The organism is Aliivibrio sp. S2TY2 (genome assembly GCF_028765525.1).
Classification (GTDB): Bacteria; Pseudomonadota; Gammaproteobacteria; order Enterobacterales; family Vibrionaceae; genus Aliivibrio; species Aliivibrio finisterrensis_A.
Genome location: NZ_JARACS010000022.1, coordinates 1 through 17,045, shown reverse-complemented (window position 1 = coordinate 17,045; position 17,045 = coordinate 1). Strand labels below are relative to the sequence as shown.

Here is a 17,045-nt window from a genome sequence, read left to right as displayed (position 1 = left end):
GCTTTGTTATACGAGCCTTGCTTTCGCTCCAATTAACTTGGTAAAGAACTGATTTACCAAGATTTGCTGTAAAACGATTTTAATTAGACTGGCTCAATTAAGCGAGCAAAATATCCAATCAGCGACAATAACTGTGAAACGAAACAATCCCTTTTTCTTACACCATTTGAACGATTTGGTTTCAGCCTGTTTGGAACTGATAAACCAAATATCCTAACCACAATTGGGATTAAAAATGCTGAGAGCAAAACACTGATGCAGACTAAAATGAGGCATAACCAAAGAACAATTGAAGCGTAAATGAGCCGCTGAAACGCCTGAATTTGGGGCAAAAATAGTTCAATGCCGAACCTGATGAAATGGAAACCAAAAGGCAACAAAGAAAAAGGAAAACCACCCTACTTTCACACCTAAAAAACTAATGGTTCAATCGCTGAACTGAACCAAAAAACTGTATTCTCAGAGTTCGTATAACGCCTGCATAACACGTTTGCTACGATACAGACCTAACTGAATTTTAACGCCTTAATCACTGAAACTAAAGGCAAACTGACAACGCCGAGTGTAGCAAATCGTGTTGATGCATTTGTTATGTGCGTTTCAATTTAGACAGATGTTTTTGATATTTACGCTCTCGAAAAAACCATGAAATTAAACTTGTTGGTATCAATACACCAATTGCAATTGTGATATAAATCGCTGATTCTTGTATTGATGATAAATACCACGCAGAAGATGGGAAAATAAAACCGGCAAGAATGTGACCGACAAGCAAACCAAATAGAGCAAGACTAGAGCTACGTATCATATAGCTAATCATTCCTCTTTTACGTTCATTTTTCCATTTGTGAAATGCAATATCAGGGTCTTTCATAAAACATAACCTTATATCGTGTACTAGATTTAAATTGAGTAATTAAGAATTTGACGATTTTTCTAACCTTCTTTTCTTACACTCTTTTTCATAAATTGTTTCACTTATTATCCACATAAAATAATTTATGATTAAACCAAAAACGAGTAAAGCAGATACTTGTACATAGAAGTCTAACCAATATTCTTCCCATGTACGTATTTTATCGAAAACAATAAAGCCAATAAATCCACCAAACAAAACAGCGCCACCAATAATCAATGTTTGCTTTAAAACATAGTTTAACTGCCCTTTTTTACGGGTAATTGTCCAACGTTCAAATTGCTTATTTTTCCACTGCTTGATCATAGGTTAATTTTCTCGTTTTAGTCACAATCAAGTATTAAGATTATACCCTTCACGATAAATAAAATGTGCTCTACTTCAATAGAAAAGAAGATGTAAGCCTCACACAGCAAAAAAGCACATAACGCCGCAATAACACGTGCGAACGACTTAATTACCAAACCAATTATACTCTAAACCGCGAATGCCGAGTGTAATTAGCATCGTGTTGATTGCTTTGTTACACGATCTTTGTCAACGCTTCGCTTTAATTGGTAAAGAACTGATTTACCAATAATATTTAAAAACCAATTCTAAATTACAAAAGCTAATTTAGCGAACAAAAGAACCGTTCAACTACAAAAACTGCGAAACGAAACAATCCTCTTTCTAGCACCATTTGTACGATTTGATTTCAGCAAGTTTTGAGCTGATAAACTAAATATCCTAACCACTATTGGGATTGAAAATGCTAAGAGCAAAACACTGCTACTGGATAAAATGAGGCATAACCAAAGAACAATTGAAGCGTAAATTAGTTTCTGAAACGCCTGAATTTGGGGCAATAATAGTTCAATGCCGAACCTGATGAAACGAACACCAAAAGGCAACAAAGAAAAAGGAAAACCACCTTACTTTAACGCCTAAAAAACTAACGGCTCAATCGCTAAACTGAACCAAAAAACTGCGATCTTAGAGTTCGTGTAACGCCTGCATAACACGTTTGCTACGATACAGACTAAACTGAATTTTACTGCCTTAATCACTGAAACTAAAGGCAAACTGACAACGCCGAGTGTAGCAAATCGTGTTGATGCATTTGTTATATGCGCCTTAAATTGTCAGTGCTTTTATTGCCCGTTCAACACCAAGACGTGGACTGCTAATGACTGGAATAGAAACGTTAATATTATTTTGAACCTCAGACATTGAAGCCTGAGCTAATACAATTAAGTCATATTTTGTTTCATTAGAAGTAATTGCAGCACTGATTTGGTCATAATATTGATCCATTTTACCAGCTAGAAAGTACTCCCATGCATTTTCAACACGGCACAAAGTAAGCTTGGATTTTGAGTTGTGTTTGGCTAGCGACTTCAGCAACAGGTCACGAGTTGGTTCTAAAGTACTTTCTAATGCCGCAAGAACCAAAATGTCATTGCCATTCTCAACAGCAAAGTCAGCCATTGCTTGATCGACTCGTTGAACTTTACAACCATTTAGGCTGTCTATTTCTTCAGCAATGCCACCAATCGATGAACAAGTGACCACAATGACTTTACTAATTAAACTCAAAGCTTCCAACTGCACTACAAGGTTAGATTTTAATATCGAATCAACACCAAACTGCTGAGCATGAGTTAACAATGACTCATCAACAATATGATTTATAAGTAAATGGGGAGAAAGTTCAGCGACTAATGAACCAAACTTTTCGATATGAACCTGACCTGTATGTATAAAAGAGATATCGTATTTCACTTTTTTCATCCTTGAAGCATATAACGCCTGCATAACACGTTTGCTACGATACAGACCTAGCTGAATTTTAACGCCTTAATCACTGAGACTAAAGGCAAACTGACAACGCCGAGTGTAGCAAATCGTGTTGATGCATTTGTTAGCTGCGCCTTTCCAGTTTGAATAACAAACTAGCTTTTACGGCCAACCACTCACTATTAATTATCGAAAATACAACGGTATCTCGATAGCTACCATCTGCCATTTGTTGATGATTTCTAATTACACCGTCCTGCTTTGCACCCAAACGAGCTATTGCATTACGTGAAGCGTGATTATGCCAATGAGTTCTAAACTCAATAGCGATTGCTGAAAGGTTTTCAAATGCATGAGAAAGAAGAAGGAACTTACATTCGGTATTTACTGATGTTCTCTGGTAGCTTTTCGCATACCACGTATAACCGATTTCTACCCGTTTATTCACACAATCAGCGTGGCATAAACGAGTTGTACCGATTATGGTTTGAGTTTCATTATCAATGACAGAAAAAGCCAAAGAACGCCCAGCGTCTTGTTCACTTAAAGCCAATTCAATATAACCGTTTACAGTCTCTTTATTTGGTATTTTCGTATACCATAAGTCCCAAAGTTCACCATCAGAAGCCGCTTCAACAAGAGCTGACGCATGCTCTAGTTGTAATGGAATTAATGTGACTATTTTCCCTTTAAGCTCCGTACCTGAGAGCCATTTCTCATCTTGCATACTAAATTCCTTCTTTGAAGCAGCTAACGCCGCAATAACACGTGCGAACACCTTACTTTCCAAACCAATTATACTTCAAACCACAAACGCCGAGTGTAATTAGCATCGTGTTGATTGCTTTGTTACACGATCTTTGTCAACGCTTCACTTTAATTGGTAAAGAACTGATTTACCAAGATTTGTTACTAAACAATTTTAATTAGACTGGCTCAATTAAGCGAGCAAAATATCCAATCAACGACAATAACTGTGAAATGAAACAATCCTTTTGCTAACACCATTTGAACGATTTGGTTTCAGCAAGTTTGGTACATATAAACCAAATATCCTTGCCACAATTGGGATTGAAAATGCTACGAGCAAAGCACGGATGCAGAATAAAATGAGGCAAAACCATGAACAATTGAAGCGTGAATTAGCTTCTGAAATCCATGAACTTTTGGCAATAATAGTAAATTGCCGAACCTGATGAAATGAAAACTAAAAGGAAACAAAGAAGAAGGAAAACCACCTACTTTCACACCTAAAAAACTAACGGCTCAATCGCTGAACTGAGCCAAAAAAACTGCAATCTTTAGTTCGTGTAACGCCTGCATAACACGTTTGCTACCATGCAGATTAAGCTCAAATCTACCACTTAATACGGTAAACTCAAAGAAACCTAGAATGCCGAATGTAGCAAATCGTGTTGATGCATTTGTTATAACGCAGTTCTCAATTTAGACCAATGACTCAGCCAACCCTTCGACGTTACGCGGTCACTGAAGATTTCTAAAGAACGCTTCGGGTTATGTGTAACTTGCAAATTAAACAACGATTCAAAGCCAAATGCAGAAATACATTCATACTTACCATTACCTAATTTACGTATCGCTACCGCCGTTTCTTTTTCTGGCCAATAACTCATTGCGTCGATAATACTTAAATACGGTTTATCACCATTTCTTTTGTGCATGATTGCTTGATTACGCACTTCCCAGTTCAATTCTGGCATCAATACAGAAAGCTGAGATTCGATTAGTTTGTAGTTTTCAGAATTAGATTCAGTTTCATCGAAATAAATAACGTCAACGTCATTCAAAGGCGTTGATATTGATTTCTGATGCAAATGGTCCCACACCAAATTTCGGACGAAACCAGCGGCCAAATAACAATGAGGTAAATTGAGCTGTCGAACACAATCAAGAGCCTTAACCCTCAATTCATCTTTCTCAATTAATGTGATGATTCTATCCATATCCACCCTGCGTTATAACGCCTGCATAACACGTTTGCTACGATACAGACTTAGCTGAATTTTACCGCCTTAATCACTGAAACTAAAGGCAAACCGACAACGCCGAATGTAGCAAATCGTGTTGATGCATTTGTTATGCATTTAATCAAATAAATCACCAGTTTTTTGTTCTAATACATCTAAATGAGAAACAATTAATTTAGGACGTTTAGAGGTTACACGCCCTTTCTCATCTAAACGACTAACCGTACCAACTAAGTTACATCGTAAAAATAACAAAGGCTTATATTTAACTACAGAACCGCAATCAGGATACGCCGTTAATATATGTCCCTGATATTTAAAACCTAAGGAATTTGATGTTTTATTTTCCCTTGTTACCTCACCGTCTATTGATACAGACATTCCATGTTCTAATTCTGGCAACACCAATATATCATCATCCTCTGATTCATCAGGACAAAAAATATATTTTTCAGATCTACCAATAATTACTTCATCCTTCTTACCATTTTTGTATGTACCAATTTTCAGCTCCCTTCCATCCGCAATATTTCGGGAAAGTTCTTCTAATAGTTTTGCGTTAGAGGTTAAGTAAAGATCAAGAGCATATTTTGGCACGTATAGATATTCACCGGACTCATTTGGAATACCAATAAGTTCATTATTATTTTTAAATTTAAGATTGGTAAAATCTTTTTTTCCTACCTGTCCCGTATGTTTACCAATTCGAGCAAACCATTTTATACCCTCTAAAGCTTTTGTGAAAATAGTTGTAAAACCAAAGCTTTCAAAATCATTTTCAGCCATTTTTGATGCTGCTTTACTAAAATATGCTGTAGCTACAATTCCAAAACCCGCTTGAAGCCAACCAGCCACTGTTTCGGGAATCAAAGCCTCCCATGATCCTTTTTGGACTCTCATTGGAATTTCAAAATCAACATTTTTCAATTCAGGTACTTGCTTGATAATAAAATCTCTTAATACATCATCAAATGCCAATAGAGCTTTAGCTTGACGACGAGCATCCATAAGCCCATCAATAACTAACTCTCCATCATATTTGATATAACCTAAGTATTTTTCTTGTTCCATCAATAAACCTTAAAATTATAGAAATGCATAACGCCTGCATAACACGTTTGCTACGATACAGACTTAGCTGAATTTTACTGCCTTAATCACTGAAACTAAAGGCAAACCGACAACGCCGAGTGTAGCAAATCGTGTTGATGCATTTGTTATGTCAAATATCAAATAGACCAATAATATCTTCAATACCTTTAATATCAGAAGGATCTGTATAATTTGATAGAAGTTGTTCTTTAGAAGTGTCCTGAAGCTTTGGTAGCTCTTCACATACCGCTATAGCTAATTCGACTCTAAATTTAGCCATACTAAGGTTTCTATCTGATTGATGACCATTAATCACTTTACTTGGGTCAACGAACTTACCATCTTTCCAGTCTGTATATAGACAGCTATTTTTCCTATTATTAGCACCTTCAATAACTTTAAAAGCAATCTCAGGGTTGAAACCTTCCTCAAGCATCCCTTTACCTAATATCGCAACAGAAAAAGCAGCATCTCCACCTAACTTATTCTTGTGATTTCTAAATCTCCGATTCAACAATTTCCAATCGATTTTAATACCAGCTAATCTCTCAATATATGCCCTTGCCAACATGAGACTTTTCCCGACCTCCTCTCGCGCAAAGTGACTCAATGCATAAGAACGTGCATACATATCATGCTGGTGTAGCAGTTCAGCTTCTTTACACAAATTTTCTGCATTTTTTAATGATAAAAAAACTCCCTCAAGAAGGATTTCGGCTTTAACATTATTCATTTTTATCTGAGTCATAGTTACCACATTCTTTTGACATAACGCCGCAATAACACGTTTATTACTACGACGACTTAGCTGAATTTTACTGCCTTAAACACCGAACCCAAAGACAAACCTACAACGCCGAATGTAATAAATCGTGTTGATTGCTTTGTTATGTGTGTGTTTCCACATCAAACGAAAACTCTCCCCAAGGTAATTCACAATCAGTTGATAAGTTAGCTATTTCAGAAAATGTTTCACTAGCTAGTCCCGCGAATTTTCTGTACGGCAAACCAGATAAGAGATTTCTTTTGGACATAGATTCAAGCATCCAAATTGTACCAATACATTCTTGGTATGCTGCTAATGCAATAAAAAAATAATTTTCTTGAAACTTTTTCAGCTTACTACGCTGTGATGGAGTTGAAGATATAAAATCTCTAACTATTGAGAGCTTATCTCTTTTAAATTGTAACCAATTCTCAAAGCCTTCTGATCGCAAGTCATGTTCAAATAAAGCAAAACGTGCCTCATCAAAGTCAAATTCATCGACAATTTCTTCAACAATACCTTTTAATTCGGAGATGTAACGATCTAAATCCATATTTTTTCCTATAAACACATAACGCCTGCATAACACGTTTGCTGCCATGCAAATGAAGTCAAATTTACCACTTAATACGGGAAACTAAAAGAAACCTAGAATGCCGAATGTAGCAAATCGTGTTGATGCATTTGTTATATGCGCCTTAAATTGTTAGTGCTTTTATTGCTCGTTCGACACCAAGGCGTGGACTGCTAATTACTGGAATAGAGACGTTAACATTATTTTGAACCTCAGACATTGAAGCCTGAGCTAATACGATTAAGTCATACTTTGTCTCATTAGAGGTAATTACGGCACTGATTTGGTCATAATATTGTTCCATTTTGCCAGCTAGAAAGTAATCCCATGCATTTTCAACGCGGCACAAAGTAAGCTTAGATTTTGAGTTGTGTTTGGCTAGCGATTTCAGCAACAGTTCACGAGTTGGTTCTAAAGTACTTTCTAATGCCGCAAGAACCAAAATATTATTTCCATTTTCAACAGCAAAGTCAGCCATTGCCTGATCGACTCGTTGAACTTTACAACCATTTAAGTTATCTATTTCTTCAGCAATGCCACCAATCGATGAACAAGTGATCACAATGACTTTGCTGACTAAACTCAAAGCTTCCAACTGCGCTAGAAGGTTAGATTTTAATATCGAATCAACACCAAACTGCTGAGCGTGAGTTAACAATGACTCATCAACAATATGATTTATAAGTAAATTAGGCGAAAGCTCAGCAACTAATGAACCAAATTTTTCAATATGAACCTGACCTGTATGTATAAAAGAAATATCGTATTTCACTTTTTTCATCCTTGAAGCATATAACGCCTGCATAACACGTTTACTACTATGCAATTATACTTAAAATTGACGCCTTAAAACGAGAAACACCCGACAACCTGAGATGCCGAGTGTAGTAAATCGTGTTGATGCATTTGTTAGCACTATATTCGTGCACAATAACTACGGAAAGTCAGCCCTTTATTTCTTCTTTTCTGCGGATAATCGTAACCTAGATCACTAATACCATCATGATCTCGTACTGTTGGTATTATGTTTTCATACACCAATCGTAAGTAGGTTGGATCTTTGTGCAGCCAAAAGTATTGTCCAGAAAAAACTCGTTTTTCATACTTTTGAAGAGCATTAAGGTATAGAGGGAACAATACTTCCATTGGTTTTCTCGCAATAAAATTAACCACTTCATCGCCATAACCATCACTTATAGATTGGTTACACCAATATTGGTAACTATATCTATATTTTTTCTCTTCATCTGAAAACTTCGAGTTATCAAAATTTTCATGAACTAGTAAGACTTTGCAAACGTCTAAAAAAGTAGCGAAATCATCTTGATTTTCAACTTCAGAACCAATGTCATAGTGAAATACGTCAGCATATAAGCTAGCAAATCTCTTCAGACTTTTTAGCCCCAGCTTATGACTGTATATTTCATCAAGCAATGAAGGGAATACTGAGTAAACTTTTGTAAATATCTTAGCAATAGGAACCTGTGACTTAAGACCATTTTGATGCGGTAAAAATTCTATTGTTTTTGTTGCATCATTTCGGTCAATTTTTGAAATAACGTCCCAAAACAAAGGTTTTGAAATATAGATATTTTCAGTTTCCAGATCAACTGCATACGCAACAACATGGCTTTTAAAACTAAGTTGTGCCCAATAGTTGAGCGTACTTTGTTTAATACCAGATATTGTGGGCACTGAGTCGCTCTTACGAATTACAAGTTTTTCTGAAGCTTTAACTTGTGCCTTAATATAATTCCCGACAACTTTGCCATCCTCGACAAACTCGATTTCAAAGTCAATACCGTAATCATTTTCAGTAACATTACGAAAAATGCCAATATCTCGGAGGTGATAAAGAAGAATAGCATATGAATCTGATTCAGCTTTATGTTGTTTTATTTGATTTGGTAAATCCATAGTATCCTCTTATAGTGCTAACGCCTGCATAACACGTTTACTACTATGCAATTATACTTAATATTGACGCCTTAAAACGAGAAACACCCGGCAAACTGAGATTGCCGAGTGTAGTAAATCGTGTTGATGCATTTGTTATGTGTTGCTAAAGTTGATTCGGGTTCCCATCCGCAGAAAATGATGCCCAAGATGTCACTTCAGAAATCATTAAACCGTCATCATTATCTATAAATTGTTTAAAATAATCCCTTAAGCCAGCAGCCGTAGTGTTTATCCTTTTAAAACACCAAGTAGAATCAAGAATACGAACAGCATTATAACTATTTAATTCTTTATATAGAGATTCATAGTTTTTTGATTTTCTAAGATCGTATGTTAAAAAGTAAAGAGCCATTATATTTATATCCTTTTTATTTGTAAGGTTAAATTACTATACTCTTAACAGGATAACTGGTCAAATAAACACTGTTTTTATAAACAGATTAGGTGAAATGGATACTTTTATACCACCTAATAAATTGATAACATTAGTTTTTTTGCACGCACGCTAAACCTAATATCAACCCAATGGCACCATCCCTACCAATATCATTTCGCAATTTTTGGGCGTTTACAGTTGTTGTACCTAGCACTTTAGCTATACCAGGAGACGCTGTGCCATCAATAAATTTTGTCACATTGCTGGAAGTTGTATTTAACGCGCTTGCTATACCTGGAGATCCTTCACCTCGGATAATTAATTTTTCAATATTGACTGATGTAGTTCCGATCGTTGACGCTATACCGACGTAGCTCATAAAAAATCCTAATTAATAAGTTATACTACCTATATTGGGGTATAAGAATTAAAATTCAACCCATTACACATAACGCCTGCATAACACGTTTGCTACTATACAGACCTAGCTGAATTTTAACGCCTTAATCACTGAAACTAAAGGCAAACTGACAACGCCGAGTGTAGCAAATCGTGTTGATGCATTTGTTATGTGTGTTGTTGAATTTTTTGACTTACCCATTTATTGAAAGCGATTAAATTCGGTATAGAAAGCAGGATAAGTTAGGAATATGATTATCTCACGACTTTAAAACGAATAAAAAACAGACTACTTTCTTTTGAATAAATCTTCCGTAAAAGCCATTTTAAAATGAAAACAAATGGTAAATTTTCAGCCTTAGCGTGCGTTCGATTTAATTCATTAAACTCAACTGGCTCAACGCTAAGTATTTCAATCTGACAAATCTTTTGATTATCCTCATAAGTATAAGCATTCAAAACTTGACCTACTGAGAAGTTACTCTCAGAGTGATCACGAATAGTCGCTGTCTTTTTGCCAGTGATTATTTGAGTTTCCAATCGTGAGAAAAAAGTGATTTTATCCAATAATTTATACCTATTATTCAAGTCAGAACACATAACGCCTGCATAACACGTTTGCTACGATACAGATTAAACTCAATTTACCACTTAATATGGTAAACCCAAAGAAATCTAGAATGCCGAATGTAGCAAATCGTGTTGATGCATTTGTTATAACCGTTTTTCCATGCGTGACAAATCCCAACTCTCACCATCAAATGATAAGCTATTAGTTACCTGCTCAAATTCTACAAAACCCAGTCTTTCGTAACATGAAATAGCTAATTTATTGTGGCTGAAAACACCTAATGTCAGTAAATTAGCTTTGTAATTAACCTGAGCCTTTTCAATAAGTAGCTGTAGCATGGTTTGAGCTAAATTCTGGCCTCGATATTCAGGTGAGATAAATACGCGACAGATACGAAATTCATTAACTGAAACTTGGTAAAGCTCCACAAAACCAACCGGATTATTCTCAACAGTAAATAGAAATGGAAACACCTGTAACTGCTTACAATGAGTTTCAATTTGTTCGTGAGTAAGAGGATATTTATAAGCTGGCCCGCCCCACAAATAACAAAGTTTTTCGCTATCTATCCAGGCAGTAAGCAGATCATAATCCTTATGTTCAAAAGCCTCTAATTCCATCATTTCCTCTTGAGGTTATAACGCCTGCATAACACGTTTATTACTGTGCGATTATACTTAAAATTGATGCCTTAAAACGAGAAACACCCGGCAAACTGAGATTGCCGAGTGTAATAAATCGTGTTGATGCATTTGTTATGTGTTCTATTTACTTGGCATTTCAGCATATGTCACTTTAGCTGCTTTTATTTCACCGTTTGCTTCTTTGGCATCAATATGAAGTTTTATTGGCTTACGCGACCACTCACCTTGCTGCAAAGCTAATAAGAATTTATGGTCTAAAGTTGTATCCTCTACCACTGCAATAAATTCATCTTTTGAGTCAAGACTTCTTAATTTAACTTTAAAAGATTGTGGATTTGATGAATCAACAAACAAAATTCGATAATGACCATCTAATAGTATTGCGTTTGATTTCTTTCGTGCGTTTTTCATCAGTTCAGTCGCACTTTCACCATCAATTACAATTCCTTGAATTTCTAATGACTCACCAACACCTGCTCGTTTTATTAACTCTGATTTTGCATCATTACTAAAGTTTGAGATCGTCTGTAAGCGTGGTTGGCCAGAAAGGACAGATGCCATTATTTTAGCTCTCTCCGTTTCTTGCTCTTGTGCAAACTTCATATGTTCAAAAATTGCTCTTTTTTCTTCACTTTGAACTTCTTGAACACGAGTTTGAACTCTAGTATCAAGATAGTTTTTATAGCTAGAATCTGCAAAATATAATGCAGCAAAGCCCAAAACTGTAATAACTATCGTTTTAGCATCCATTTTCCCCACCAATTCACCAGCTAAATTTTCAAGAATCTCTTGGAAGTCAATTCCAAATAATGAACTTCCTTGCTCAACTTTAATTCTAATAGTTAATAATTCACGTTCATATTGACTAAGTTTAGTTGCTTTTGGTGTGTTATACCTAGCCATTGCATAACTTCGATAAATAGCACTTTGTAACTCAAGAAAGCCTTTCATTAATCCAGGTGTAATTGTCGCATCATAACCATCCCCTACAACTCTCATTGTAAAAGTAGGCCATCCGTCAAAATGTAACTTTGTCCCTTCGACATTTAAAATATCTTCATCTATCCCTTTTAGAATATCAAACAATTGGTCTTCATTTTGAATTGTGATGAGGCTTTGCTCATTCATATTTGTAACCCTAGCATTGTATTAAAATTATCGCAGTATAATATACTAAAAAATGGCTTTATCACTATGATTTAGCGCAAATCTAAGAACACATAACGCCTGCATAACACGTTTGCTACTATGTAAACCTAGCTGAATTTTAACGCCTTAATCACTGAAATTAAAGGCAAACTGACAACGCCGAATGTAGCAAATCGTGTTGATGCATTTGTTAGCTGCTTTTGTTTAAACACTCTGTAATTTCAATTAGTTTATCTTGATTTTTTTTATCGAGCGCATTAAATCTAGAAATTGGTAATTCACTCAAATGATATAATGACTTATTTAGCATACCAAATGGCATTATTTTCAGATCAAATTTATCTACATTCTCTATAGCTTGGAAAAATAATAATTCAAAAGTATCATTACCAATACAGTATTCTTGTAAATGATAGCAGCTCATGATTATTTTCTCTTTGTCTCTTTGAGAGGTTTTCGCACCAAAAATAACCCCCTTAATATGCTTATTTGATACATTTAGAGTTCGTAATTCTGCTGGTACAGGATCAATTGTTGGGAAGAAAGCCCTAATTTCCTTTTCATACCTCCAATCACTAAACTTTACTAAGCCTATTTTATGCTCCTCCATATACTTAGCATCTCCTGGTAATAATAGAGGTACATCGTAATGGTCTTCCATTTCAGAGTAAAAAAACTTACTAATTAGTTTATGAAAAGCATTAACCTTTACTGGTTGTCGAGAATATTCTACGGTTTCTAACCGTATATTTTCTGTTTTATACCTACCTATTTCAATAAATCCATCTTTTTTACGATGTCCATCTAAATTTGAAAACGTTGAGTTAACCTCTAATAAGTTATCATCTGTCTCATAAACAATAACAAACCCTTTTTCAGCATCGGCATAGTGTCCCCACATAGTAGGGTTTATTGCACTCTTAGAAAATGATGTTAAATATTTAGGCTCATGCATAATTGGTATTAATAAAGTATCAAAAAAATGTACTAGGTAATTAATTATTAACTGTTTTTCTCTTTTTTCAAACCCGTCATTCATCAAATCAATTAAAGATGAAATAACTAAATCTTTTACCTCAATCACACTTGCGTGTTTATTTTTTATTTTTGAAAAAATAAAATCACTCAATGATAAGTGTAAATCTATAAGCTTCGAGCCTTCTGAAGAATCGTAAATGCCACACTCACAATACGTATTTACTAATAAATAATGACAGAAGCGTGACCAAATATCTTTTGAGCCTTTAAATAAATATCTTGGCCTACATTCCTGAGCATCATTCAATTCATCAGAAGACGCAAAGAAAATCTCACCTCGTTTTAACATCATTAAAGACAATACATTTGCTCTCTGATATTTATAAAAAAGCATAAAACCCTCTTAATTTCTAAAAATTTCCGCTAGCAGCTAACGCCTGCATAACACGTTTGCTACCATACAGACCTAGCTGAATTTTACTGCCGTAATCACTGAAACTAAAGACAAACTGACAACGCCGAGTGTAGCAAATCGTGTTGATGCATTTGTTATGTTGTTTCTCCAAGCGCCTGTTTAAGCTCATTAATTGCATAGATTAACTTAAGATTTGTCTGAGGAACTCTATTCAGTTTCATTCCAATATCAACAACATCAATTTCTGACAAACCACCTTCTGAGTCAATCCATGAACTATACAAATAAATAAGATCAGTCAGAGAGCCAACCTTACTTCTATTGTCAGTTTTGGTGTATTGAATTATCGTTTGATTATCAGAAAATGCAGCGATAGTCTGAGGGCTAATACCTTCCGCTTTCAACTGCAAACACAACCCTTCGAGAAAATGCTTTCTTAACGTTTTTATGTGCTCTTTTCGGACACCAACAATGATAAATGAGAATAGAGTTTTCTCTTCCATAAAGATTAAAACTTTACGGCGATTTTGAGTAAATGAGTTAACAAACCAATTACCAAGCACAAACTTTTCAGGCTCAATTTCACTTAAGTCACTTGGTTTCAGGCTAATGAAATCTTGAACTTTTTTGGTACATTTAAACTGAAACATAACTCACCTCAAGATGCTGAAAAACCTTATTTTACACCAACAACATAACGCCTGCATAACACGTTTACTACTATGCAATTATACTTAATATTGACGCCTTAAAACGAGAAACACCCGGCAAACTGAGATTGCCGAGTGTAGTAAATCGTGTTGATGCATTTGTTATACGAAATTACGCACGGAATCCCCATACTGCATCAATTAGTTTGATCATTAATTCTTTAGATACACCATTTTCATCAAGCTCAGGCATATATTCAACAAAATCAGCGCCTACAAATTTAGGGCTAGAAGATATTGTATGAACTAGATGCAACGCTTCCCTAGCCGTTAAACCACCTACATTTGGAGTTGCACAGGCTCGAAATATACTGCCATCTAAAGCATCATAATCAAATGACAAATAAACATGGTCATAGTCTTGTTCTAATTTTGCCATTAGGATTTCAACAACCGTATTGAAACCGTGTTTTTCAATAAATGGCATATCATAATTAGCAATGCTCAACTCATTAATTAGGTCAAACTCATTACGCATTAAATCTCGCACACCAATATAGTAAACATCTTCGGGCTTAACTTCGAGGTCAGTTGGAATGTTCCATTCATTATGAGGATATTGATTCATTAGCAGAGCAAGTGGCTTACCGTGCAAATTACTATCTAAGCTGTTATTTATGTCGGCATGAGCATCAACCCAAACAACTGCGACTTTCTTACCTTGTTCTTTTTGGTAAAATTCCATCGTTGCTTGTAACGTGCCGACCGCAATAGAGTGGTCGCCACCAATTGTGATAGGAATACGATTATTCTGATAACTATTTAAAAGTGTAGATTTCAAATCATTTGCATAGTTATAAAGTGCTTTATCTTTATCGTCATTATCGATGAAGTTTTTAACTTCAGCCGTTACAGCAACATCGCCTAAATCAACGATATCTGAAGCCCAGCGTTGAGTTCTCACTTGAATCCAATCAGTAAGTCCTACCCATGAACGTTCATCCATTTCACGAAGACCATCAACCGTATTTTGTTCAGTTGTCACACACCCAAGTTTATTAAAAGGTGCGCCTATAATATCAAAGCCTTTTTTCATAAGTATTCCATACACTTAATTAAGTCCATCTCGTATAACGCCTGCATAACACGTTTGCTACTATGCAGATCAAGTCCAAATTTACCACTTAATGCGGTAAACCCAAAGAAATCTAGAATGCCGAATGTAGCAAATCGTGTTGATGCATTTGTTATATGCTACAGACTTAGTTAGCTTGATTTAACTGCAATAAGTCCCATTTTGTACCGTATAAGTCTTTAAATACAACAACTGTGCCGTATTCTTCAACACGTGCCTCTTCAGTAAATTCGACACCTTGAGCTTTCATAAACTCATAGTCACGCCAGAAATCATTAGTTTGAAGAAATAAGAAAACACGACCGCCAGCTTGATTGCCAACTGATTTTAATTGGTCATCATTACTTGCTTGAGCCAATAGTAAATTTGTACCCGTGGAATTAGGTGGAGATATTTGAACCCAACGCTTACCACCGCCTAAATCCGTATCTTCGATAAGCTCAAATTGAAGTTTCTTAGTATAAAATTCAATTGCATCATCATAATTTTCAACAACTAAGGCGATGTTACCAATTCTTTGTTCGATGGGCTTATTCATTTGTGGCTCGCTACAGTTCAAAAGTAGAATTCTACCCTATTTAGCTCATAAACTCATTTTTGCATATAACGCCTGCATAACACGTTTGCTACGATACAGACCTAGCTGAATTTTACTACCTTAATCACTGAAACTAAAGGCAAACCGACAACGCCGAATGTAGTAAATCGTGTTGATGCATTTGTTATGAGCGAACTATCGTAAAACCTTATTAGTAAATTCGTTAACTATTAAACTGCATTACTTTTGTTATTGATTCTATTTTAGGCGGCCATTTATCATGTAAACGATATGCCATTACCTTTTTTAATACTATATCTTCTAAATTATCTAATTCTTCATTTGATAAATTCTCACTATGTTCATTAATGGTATTTATCATCTCAATATCTTGAAGTATCTCAGCCAGAGCTAATAGTAGATTGGATCTTTTAACATTACTCATAATTACACCTATAAAATTCAGCCTGATACCAAGTTATCACATCAACAATGTTAACAGCATAATACATTTCCGATAAAGGCTTTATTAATATAATCGCCTAGCTCATAACGCCTGCATAACACGTTTGCTACGATACAGACTTAGCTGAATTTTACTGCCTTAATCACTGAAACTAAAGACAAACTGACAATGCCGAGTGTAGAAAATCGTGTTGATGCATTTGTTACACGATCTTTGTCAACGCTTCGCTTTAATTGGTAAAGAACTGATTTACCAAGATTTACTGTAAACTAAGTTTAATTAGACTGGCTCAATTTAGCGAGCAAAATATCACTTCAACAGCAATAACTGTGAAACGAAACAATCCTTTTTCTTACACCATTTGTACGATTTGGTTTCAGCTAGTTTGGAACTGATAAACCAAATATCCTAACCACAATTGGGATTGAAAATGCTGAGAGCAAAACACTGATGCTGGATAAAATGAGGCATAACCAAAGAACAATTGAAGCGTAAATTAGCCTCTGAAACGCCTGAATTTGGGGCAATAATTATTCAATGCCGAACCTAATGAAATGAAAACTAAAAGGAAATAAAGAAGAAGGAAAACCACCTACTTTCACACCTAAAAAACTAACGGCTCAATCGCTAAACTGAGCCAAAAAAACTGA

Annotated in this window: 20 protein-coding genes; all 20 read right to left on the bottom strand. The window is 35.4% G+C overall.

Annotated elements, in window-relative coordinates:
• Window positions 1-589: 589 nt before the first annotated feature.
• Entirely contained in the window at window positions 590-874 is a 285-nt protein-coding gene (locus PVK63_RS19630) for a hypothetical protein (protein WP_065601585.1), read from the bottom strand.
• A 42-nt stretch (window positions 875-916) separates the two neighbouring features.
• Window positions 917-1,222, bottom strand: coding sequence for a hypothetical protein (locus tag PVK63_RS19625; RefSeq protein ID WP_274440949.1), 306 nt, complete (start codon window positions 1,220-1,222; stop codon window positions 917-919).
• Window positions 1,223-2,032: 810 nt separating this feature from the next.
• On the bottom strand, window positions 2,033-2,689 hold the full coding sequence (locus PVK63_RS19620) for a hypothetical protein (protein ID WP_274449270.1): 657 nt from the start codon (window positions 2,687-2,689) through the stop codon (window positions 2,033-2,035).
• A 130-nt stretch (window positions 2,690-2,819) separates the two neighbouring features.
• Window positions 2,820-3,422 carry a GNAT family N-acetyltransferase gene (locus tag PVK63_RS19615; protein WP_069582275.1) on the bottom strand — a complete coding sequence of 201 codons (603 nt, stop codon included), beginning with the start codon at window positions 3,420-3,422 and terminating at the stop codon, window positions 2,820-2,822.
• A 700-nt stretch (window positions 3,423-4,122) separates the two neighbouring features.
• A complete protein-coding gene (locus PVK63_RS19610; protein WP_274440952.1) occupies window positions 4,123-4,659 on the bottom strand; it encodes a nucleotidyltransferase family protein in 537 nt (178 codons plus the stop codon).
• Between the two features lie 141 nt (window positions 4,660-4,800).
• Window positions 4,801-5,754, bottom strand: a complete 954-nt coding sequence (locus PVK63_RS19605; protein WP_274440954.1) for a hypothetical protein — start codon at window positions 5,752-5,754, stop codon at window positions 4,801-4,803.
• A gap of 151 nt (window positions 5,755-5,905) precedes the next feature.
• Entirely contained in the window at window positions 5,906-6,523 is a 618-nt protein-coding gene (locus tag PVK63_RS19600; protein ID WP_139123471.1) for an AbiV family abortive infection protein, read from the bottom strand.
• A 139-nt stretch (window positions 6,524-6,662) separates the two neighbouring features.
• Window positions 6,663-7,094, bottom strand: coding sequence for a hypothetical protein (locus PVK63_RS19595; protein ID WP_105055948.1), 432 nt, complete (start codon window positions 7,092-7,094; stop codon window positions 6,663-6,665).
• Between the two features lie 145 nt (window positions 7,095-7,239).
• Window positions 7,240-7,896, bottom strand: coding sequence for a hypothetical protein (locus PVK63_RS19590; protein ID WP_063661588.1), 657 nt, complete (start codon window positions 7,894-7,896; stop codon window positions 7,240-7,242).
• Window positions 7,897-8,030: 134 nt separating this feature from the next.
• Window positions 8,031-9,032 carry a DUF4365 domain-containing protein gene (locus PVK63_RS19585; RefSeq protein ID WP_274440955.1) on the bottom strand — a complete coding sequence of 334 codons (1,002 nt, stop codon included), beginning with the start codon at window positions 9,030-9,032 and terminating at the stop codon, window positions 8,031-8,033.
• 145 nt (window positions 9,033-9,177) lie between these two features.
• A complete protein-coding gene (locus tag PVK63_RS19580; RefSeq protein ID WP_274440956.1) occupies window positions 9,178-9,426 on the bottom strand; it encodes a hypothetical protein in 249 nt (82 codons plus the stop codon).
• A gap of 133 nt (window positions 9,427-9,559) precedes the next feature.
• A complete protein-coding gene (locus PVK63_RS19575; RefSeq protein ID WP_274440957.1) occupies window positions 9,560-9,829 on the bottom strand; it encodes a hypothetical protein in 270 nt (89 codons plus the stop codon).
• A 275-nt stretch (window positions 9,830-10,104) separates the two neighbouring features.
• On the bottom strand, window positions 10,105-10,416 hold the full coding sequence (gene yqfB, locus PVK63_RS19570; RefSeq protein ID WP_241904241.1) for a N(4)-acetylcytidine aminohydrolase: 312 nt from the start codon (window positions 10,414-10,416) through the stop codon (window positions 10,105-10,107).
• A 147-nt stretch (window positions 10,417-10,563) separates the two neighbouring features.
• Window positions 10,564-11,040 (bottom strand): GNAT family N-acetyltransferase, encoded by a 477-nt coding sequence (locus tag PVK63_RS19565; RefSeq protein ID WP_274440964.1) that lies wholly within the window; start codon window positions 11,038-11,040, stop codon window positions 10,564-10,566.
• A 144-nt stretch (window positions 11,041-11,184) separates the two neighbouring features.
• On the bottom strand, window positions 11,185-12,192 hold the full coding sequence (locus PVK63_RS19560; RefSeq protein ID WP_274440961.1) for a hypothetical protein: 1,008 nt from the start codon (window positions 12,190-12,192) through the stop codon (window positions 11,185-11,187).
• A gap of 211 nt (window positions 12,193-12,403) precedes the next feature.
• Window positions 12,404-13,585 (bottom strand): DUF2971 domain-containing protein, encoded by a 1,182-nt coding sequence (locus PVK63_RS19555; protein ID WP_274440963.1) that lies wholly within the window; start codon window positions 13,583-13,585, stop codon window positions 12,404-12,406.
• Between the two features lie 155 nt (window positions 13,586-13,740).
• Window positions 13,741-14,256: a DUF6933 domain-containing protein gene (locus tag PVK63_RS19550; protein ID WP_190395965.1), complete on the bottom strand. Its 516-nt coding sequence runs from the start codon at window positions 14,254-14,256 to the stop codon at window positions 13,741-13,743.
• A gap of 172 nt (window positions 14,257-14,428) precedes the next feature.
• The gene (locus PVK63_RS19545) at window positions 14,429-15,352 is read right to left on the bottom strand and encodes an arginase family protein (protein WP_130088428.1); all 924 of its coding nucleotides are present in this window, start codon (window positions 15,350-15,352) and stop codon (window positions 14,429-14,431) included.
• Between the two features lie 166 nt (window positions 15,353-15,518).
• Entirely contained in the window at window positions 15,519-15,929 is a 411-nt protein-coding gene (locus PVK63_RS19540) for a VOC family protein (RefSeq protein ID WP_130088429.1), read from the bottom strand.
• A 223-nt stretch (window positions 15,930-16,152) separates the two neighbouring features.
• Window positions 16,153-16,374: a hypothetical protein gene (locus tag PVK63_RS19535; RefSeq protein ID WP_130088430.1), complete on the bottom strand. Its 222-nt coding sequence runs from the start codon at window positions 16,372-16,374 to the stop codon at window positions 16,153-16,155.
• Window positions 16,375-17,045 lie beyond the last annotated feature (671 nt).

Excerpts from the sequence above, each read along its gene's own strand:
- PVK63_RS19630 (WP_065601585.1), bottom strand. The coding sequence starts at position 874 with ATGAAAGACCCTGATATTGCATTTCACAAATGGAAAAATGAACGTAAA.
- PVK63_RS19625 (WP_274440949.1), bottom strand. The coding sequence starts at position 1,222 with ATGATCAAGCAGTGGAAAAATAAGCAATTTGAACGTTGGACAATTACC.
- PVK63_RS19620 (WP_274449270.1), bottom strand. The coding sequence starts at position 2,689 with ATGAAAAAAGTGAAATACGATATCTCTTTTATACATACAGGTCAGGTT.
- PVK63_RS19615 (WP_069582275.1), bottom strand. The coding sequence starts at position 3,422 with ATGCAAGATGAGAAATGGCTCTCAGGTACGGAGCTTAAAGGGAAAATA.
- PVK63_RS19610 (WP_274440952.1), bottom strand. The coding sequence starts at position 4,659 with ATGGATAGAATCATCACATTAATTGAGAAAGATGAATTGAGGGTTAAG.
- PVK63_RS19605 (WP_274440954.1), bottom strand. The coding sequence starts at position 5,754 with ATGGAACAAGAAAAATACTTAGGTTATATCAAATATGATGGAGAGTTA.
- PVK63_RS19600 (WP_139123471.1), bottom strand. The coding sequence starts at position 6,523 with ATGACTCAGATAAAAATGAATAATGTTAAAGCCGAAATCCTTCTTGAG.
- PVK63_RS19595 (WP_105055948.1), bottom strand. The coding sequence starts at position 7,094 with ATGGATTTAGATCGTTACATCTCCGAATTAAAAGGTATTGTTGAAGAA.
- PVK63_RS19590 (WP_063661588.1), bottom strand. The coding sequence starts at position 7,896 with ATGAAAAAAGTGAAATACGATATTTCTTTTATACATACAGGTCAGGTT.
- PVK63_RS19585 (WP_274440955.1), bottom strand. The coding sequence starts at position 9,032 with ATGGATTTACCAAATCAAATAAAACAACATAAAGCTGAATCAGATTCA.
- PVK63_RS19580 (WP_274440956.1), bottom strand. The coding sequence starts at position 9,426 with ATGGCTCTTTACTTTTTAACATACGATCTTAGAAAATCAAAAAACTAT.
- PVK63_RS19575 (WP_274440957.1), bottom strand. The coding sequence starts at position 9,829 with ATGAGCTACGTCGGTATAGCGTCAACGATCGGAACTACATCAGTCAAT.
- PVK63_RS19565 (WP_274440964.1), bottom strand. The coding sequence starts at position 11,040 with ATGGAATTAGAGGCTTTTGAACATAAGGATTATGATCTGCTTACTGCC.
- PVK63_RS19560 (WP_274440961.1), bottom strand. The coding sequence starts at position 12,192 with ATGAATGAGCAAAGCCTCATCACAATTCAAAATGAAGACCAATTGTTT.
- PVK63_RS19555 (WP_274440963.1), bottom strand. The coding sequence starts at position 13,585 with ATGCTTTTTTATAAATATCAGAGAGCAAATGTATTGTCTTTAATGATG.
- PVK63_RS19550 (WP_190395965.1), bottom strand. The coding sequence starts at position 14,256 with ATGTTTCAGTTTAAATGTACCAAAAAAGTTCAAGATTTCATTAGCCTG.
- PVK63_RS19545 (WP_130088428.1), bottom strand. The coding sequence starts at position 15,352 with ATGAAAAAAGGCTTTGATATTATAGGCGCACCTTTTAATAAACTTGGG.
- PVK63_RS19540 (WP_130088429.1), bottom strand. The coding sequence starts at position 15,929 with ATGAATAAGCCCATCGAACAAAGAATTGGTAACATCGCCTTAGTTGTT.
- PVK63_RS19535 (WP_130088430.1), bottom strand. The coding sequence starts at position 16,374 with ATGAGTAATGTTAAAAGATCCAATCTACTATTAGCTCTGGCTGAGATA.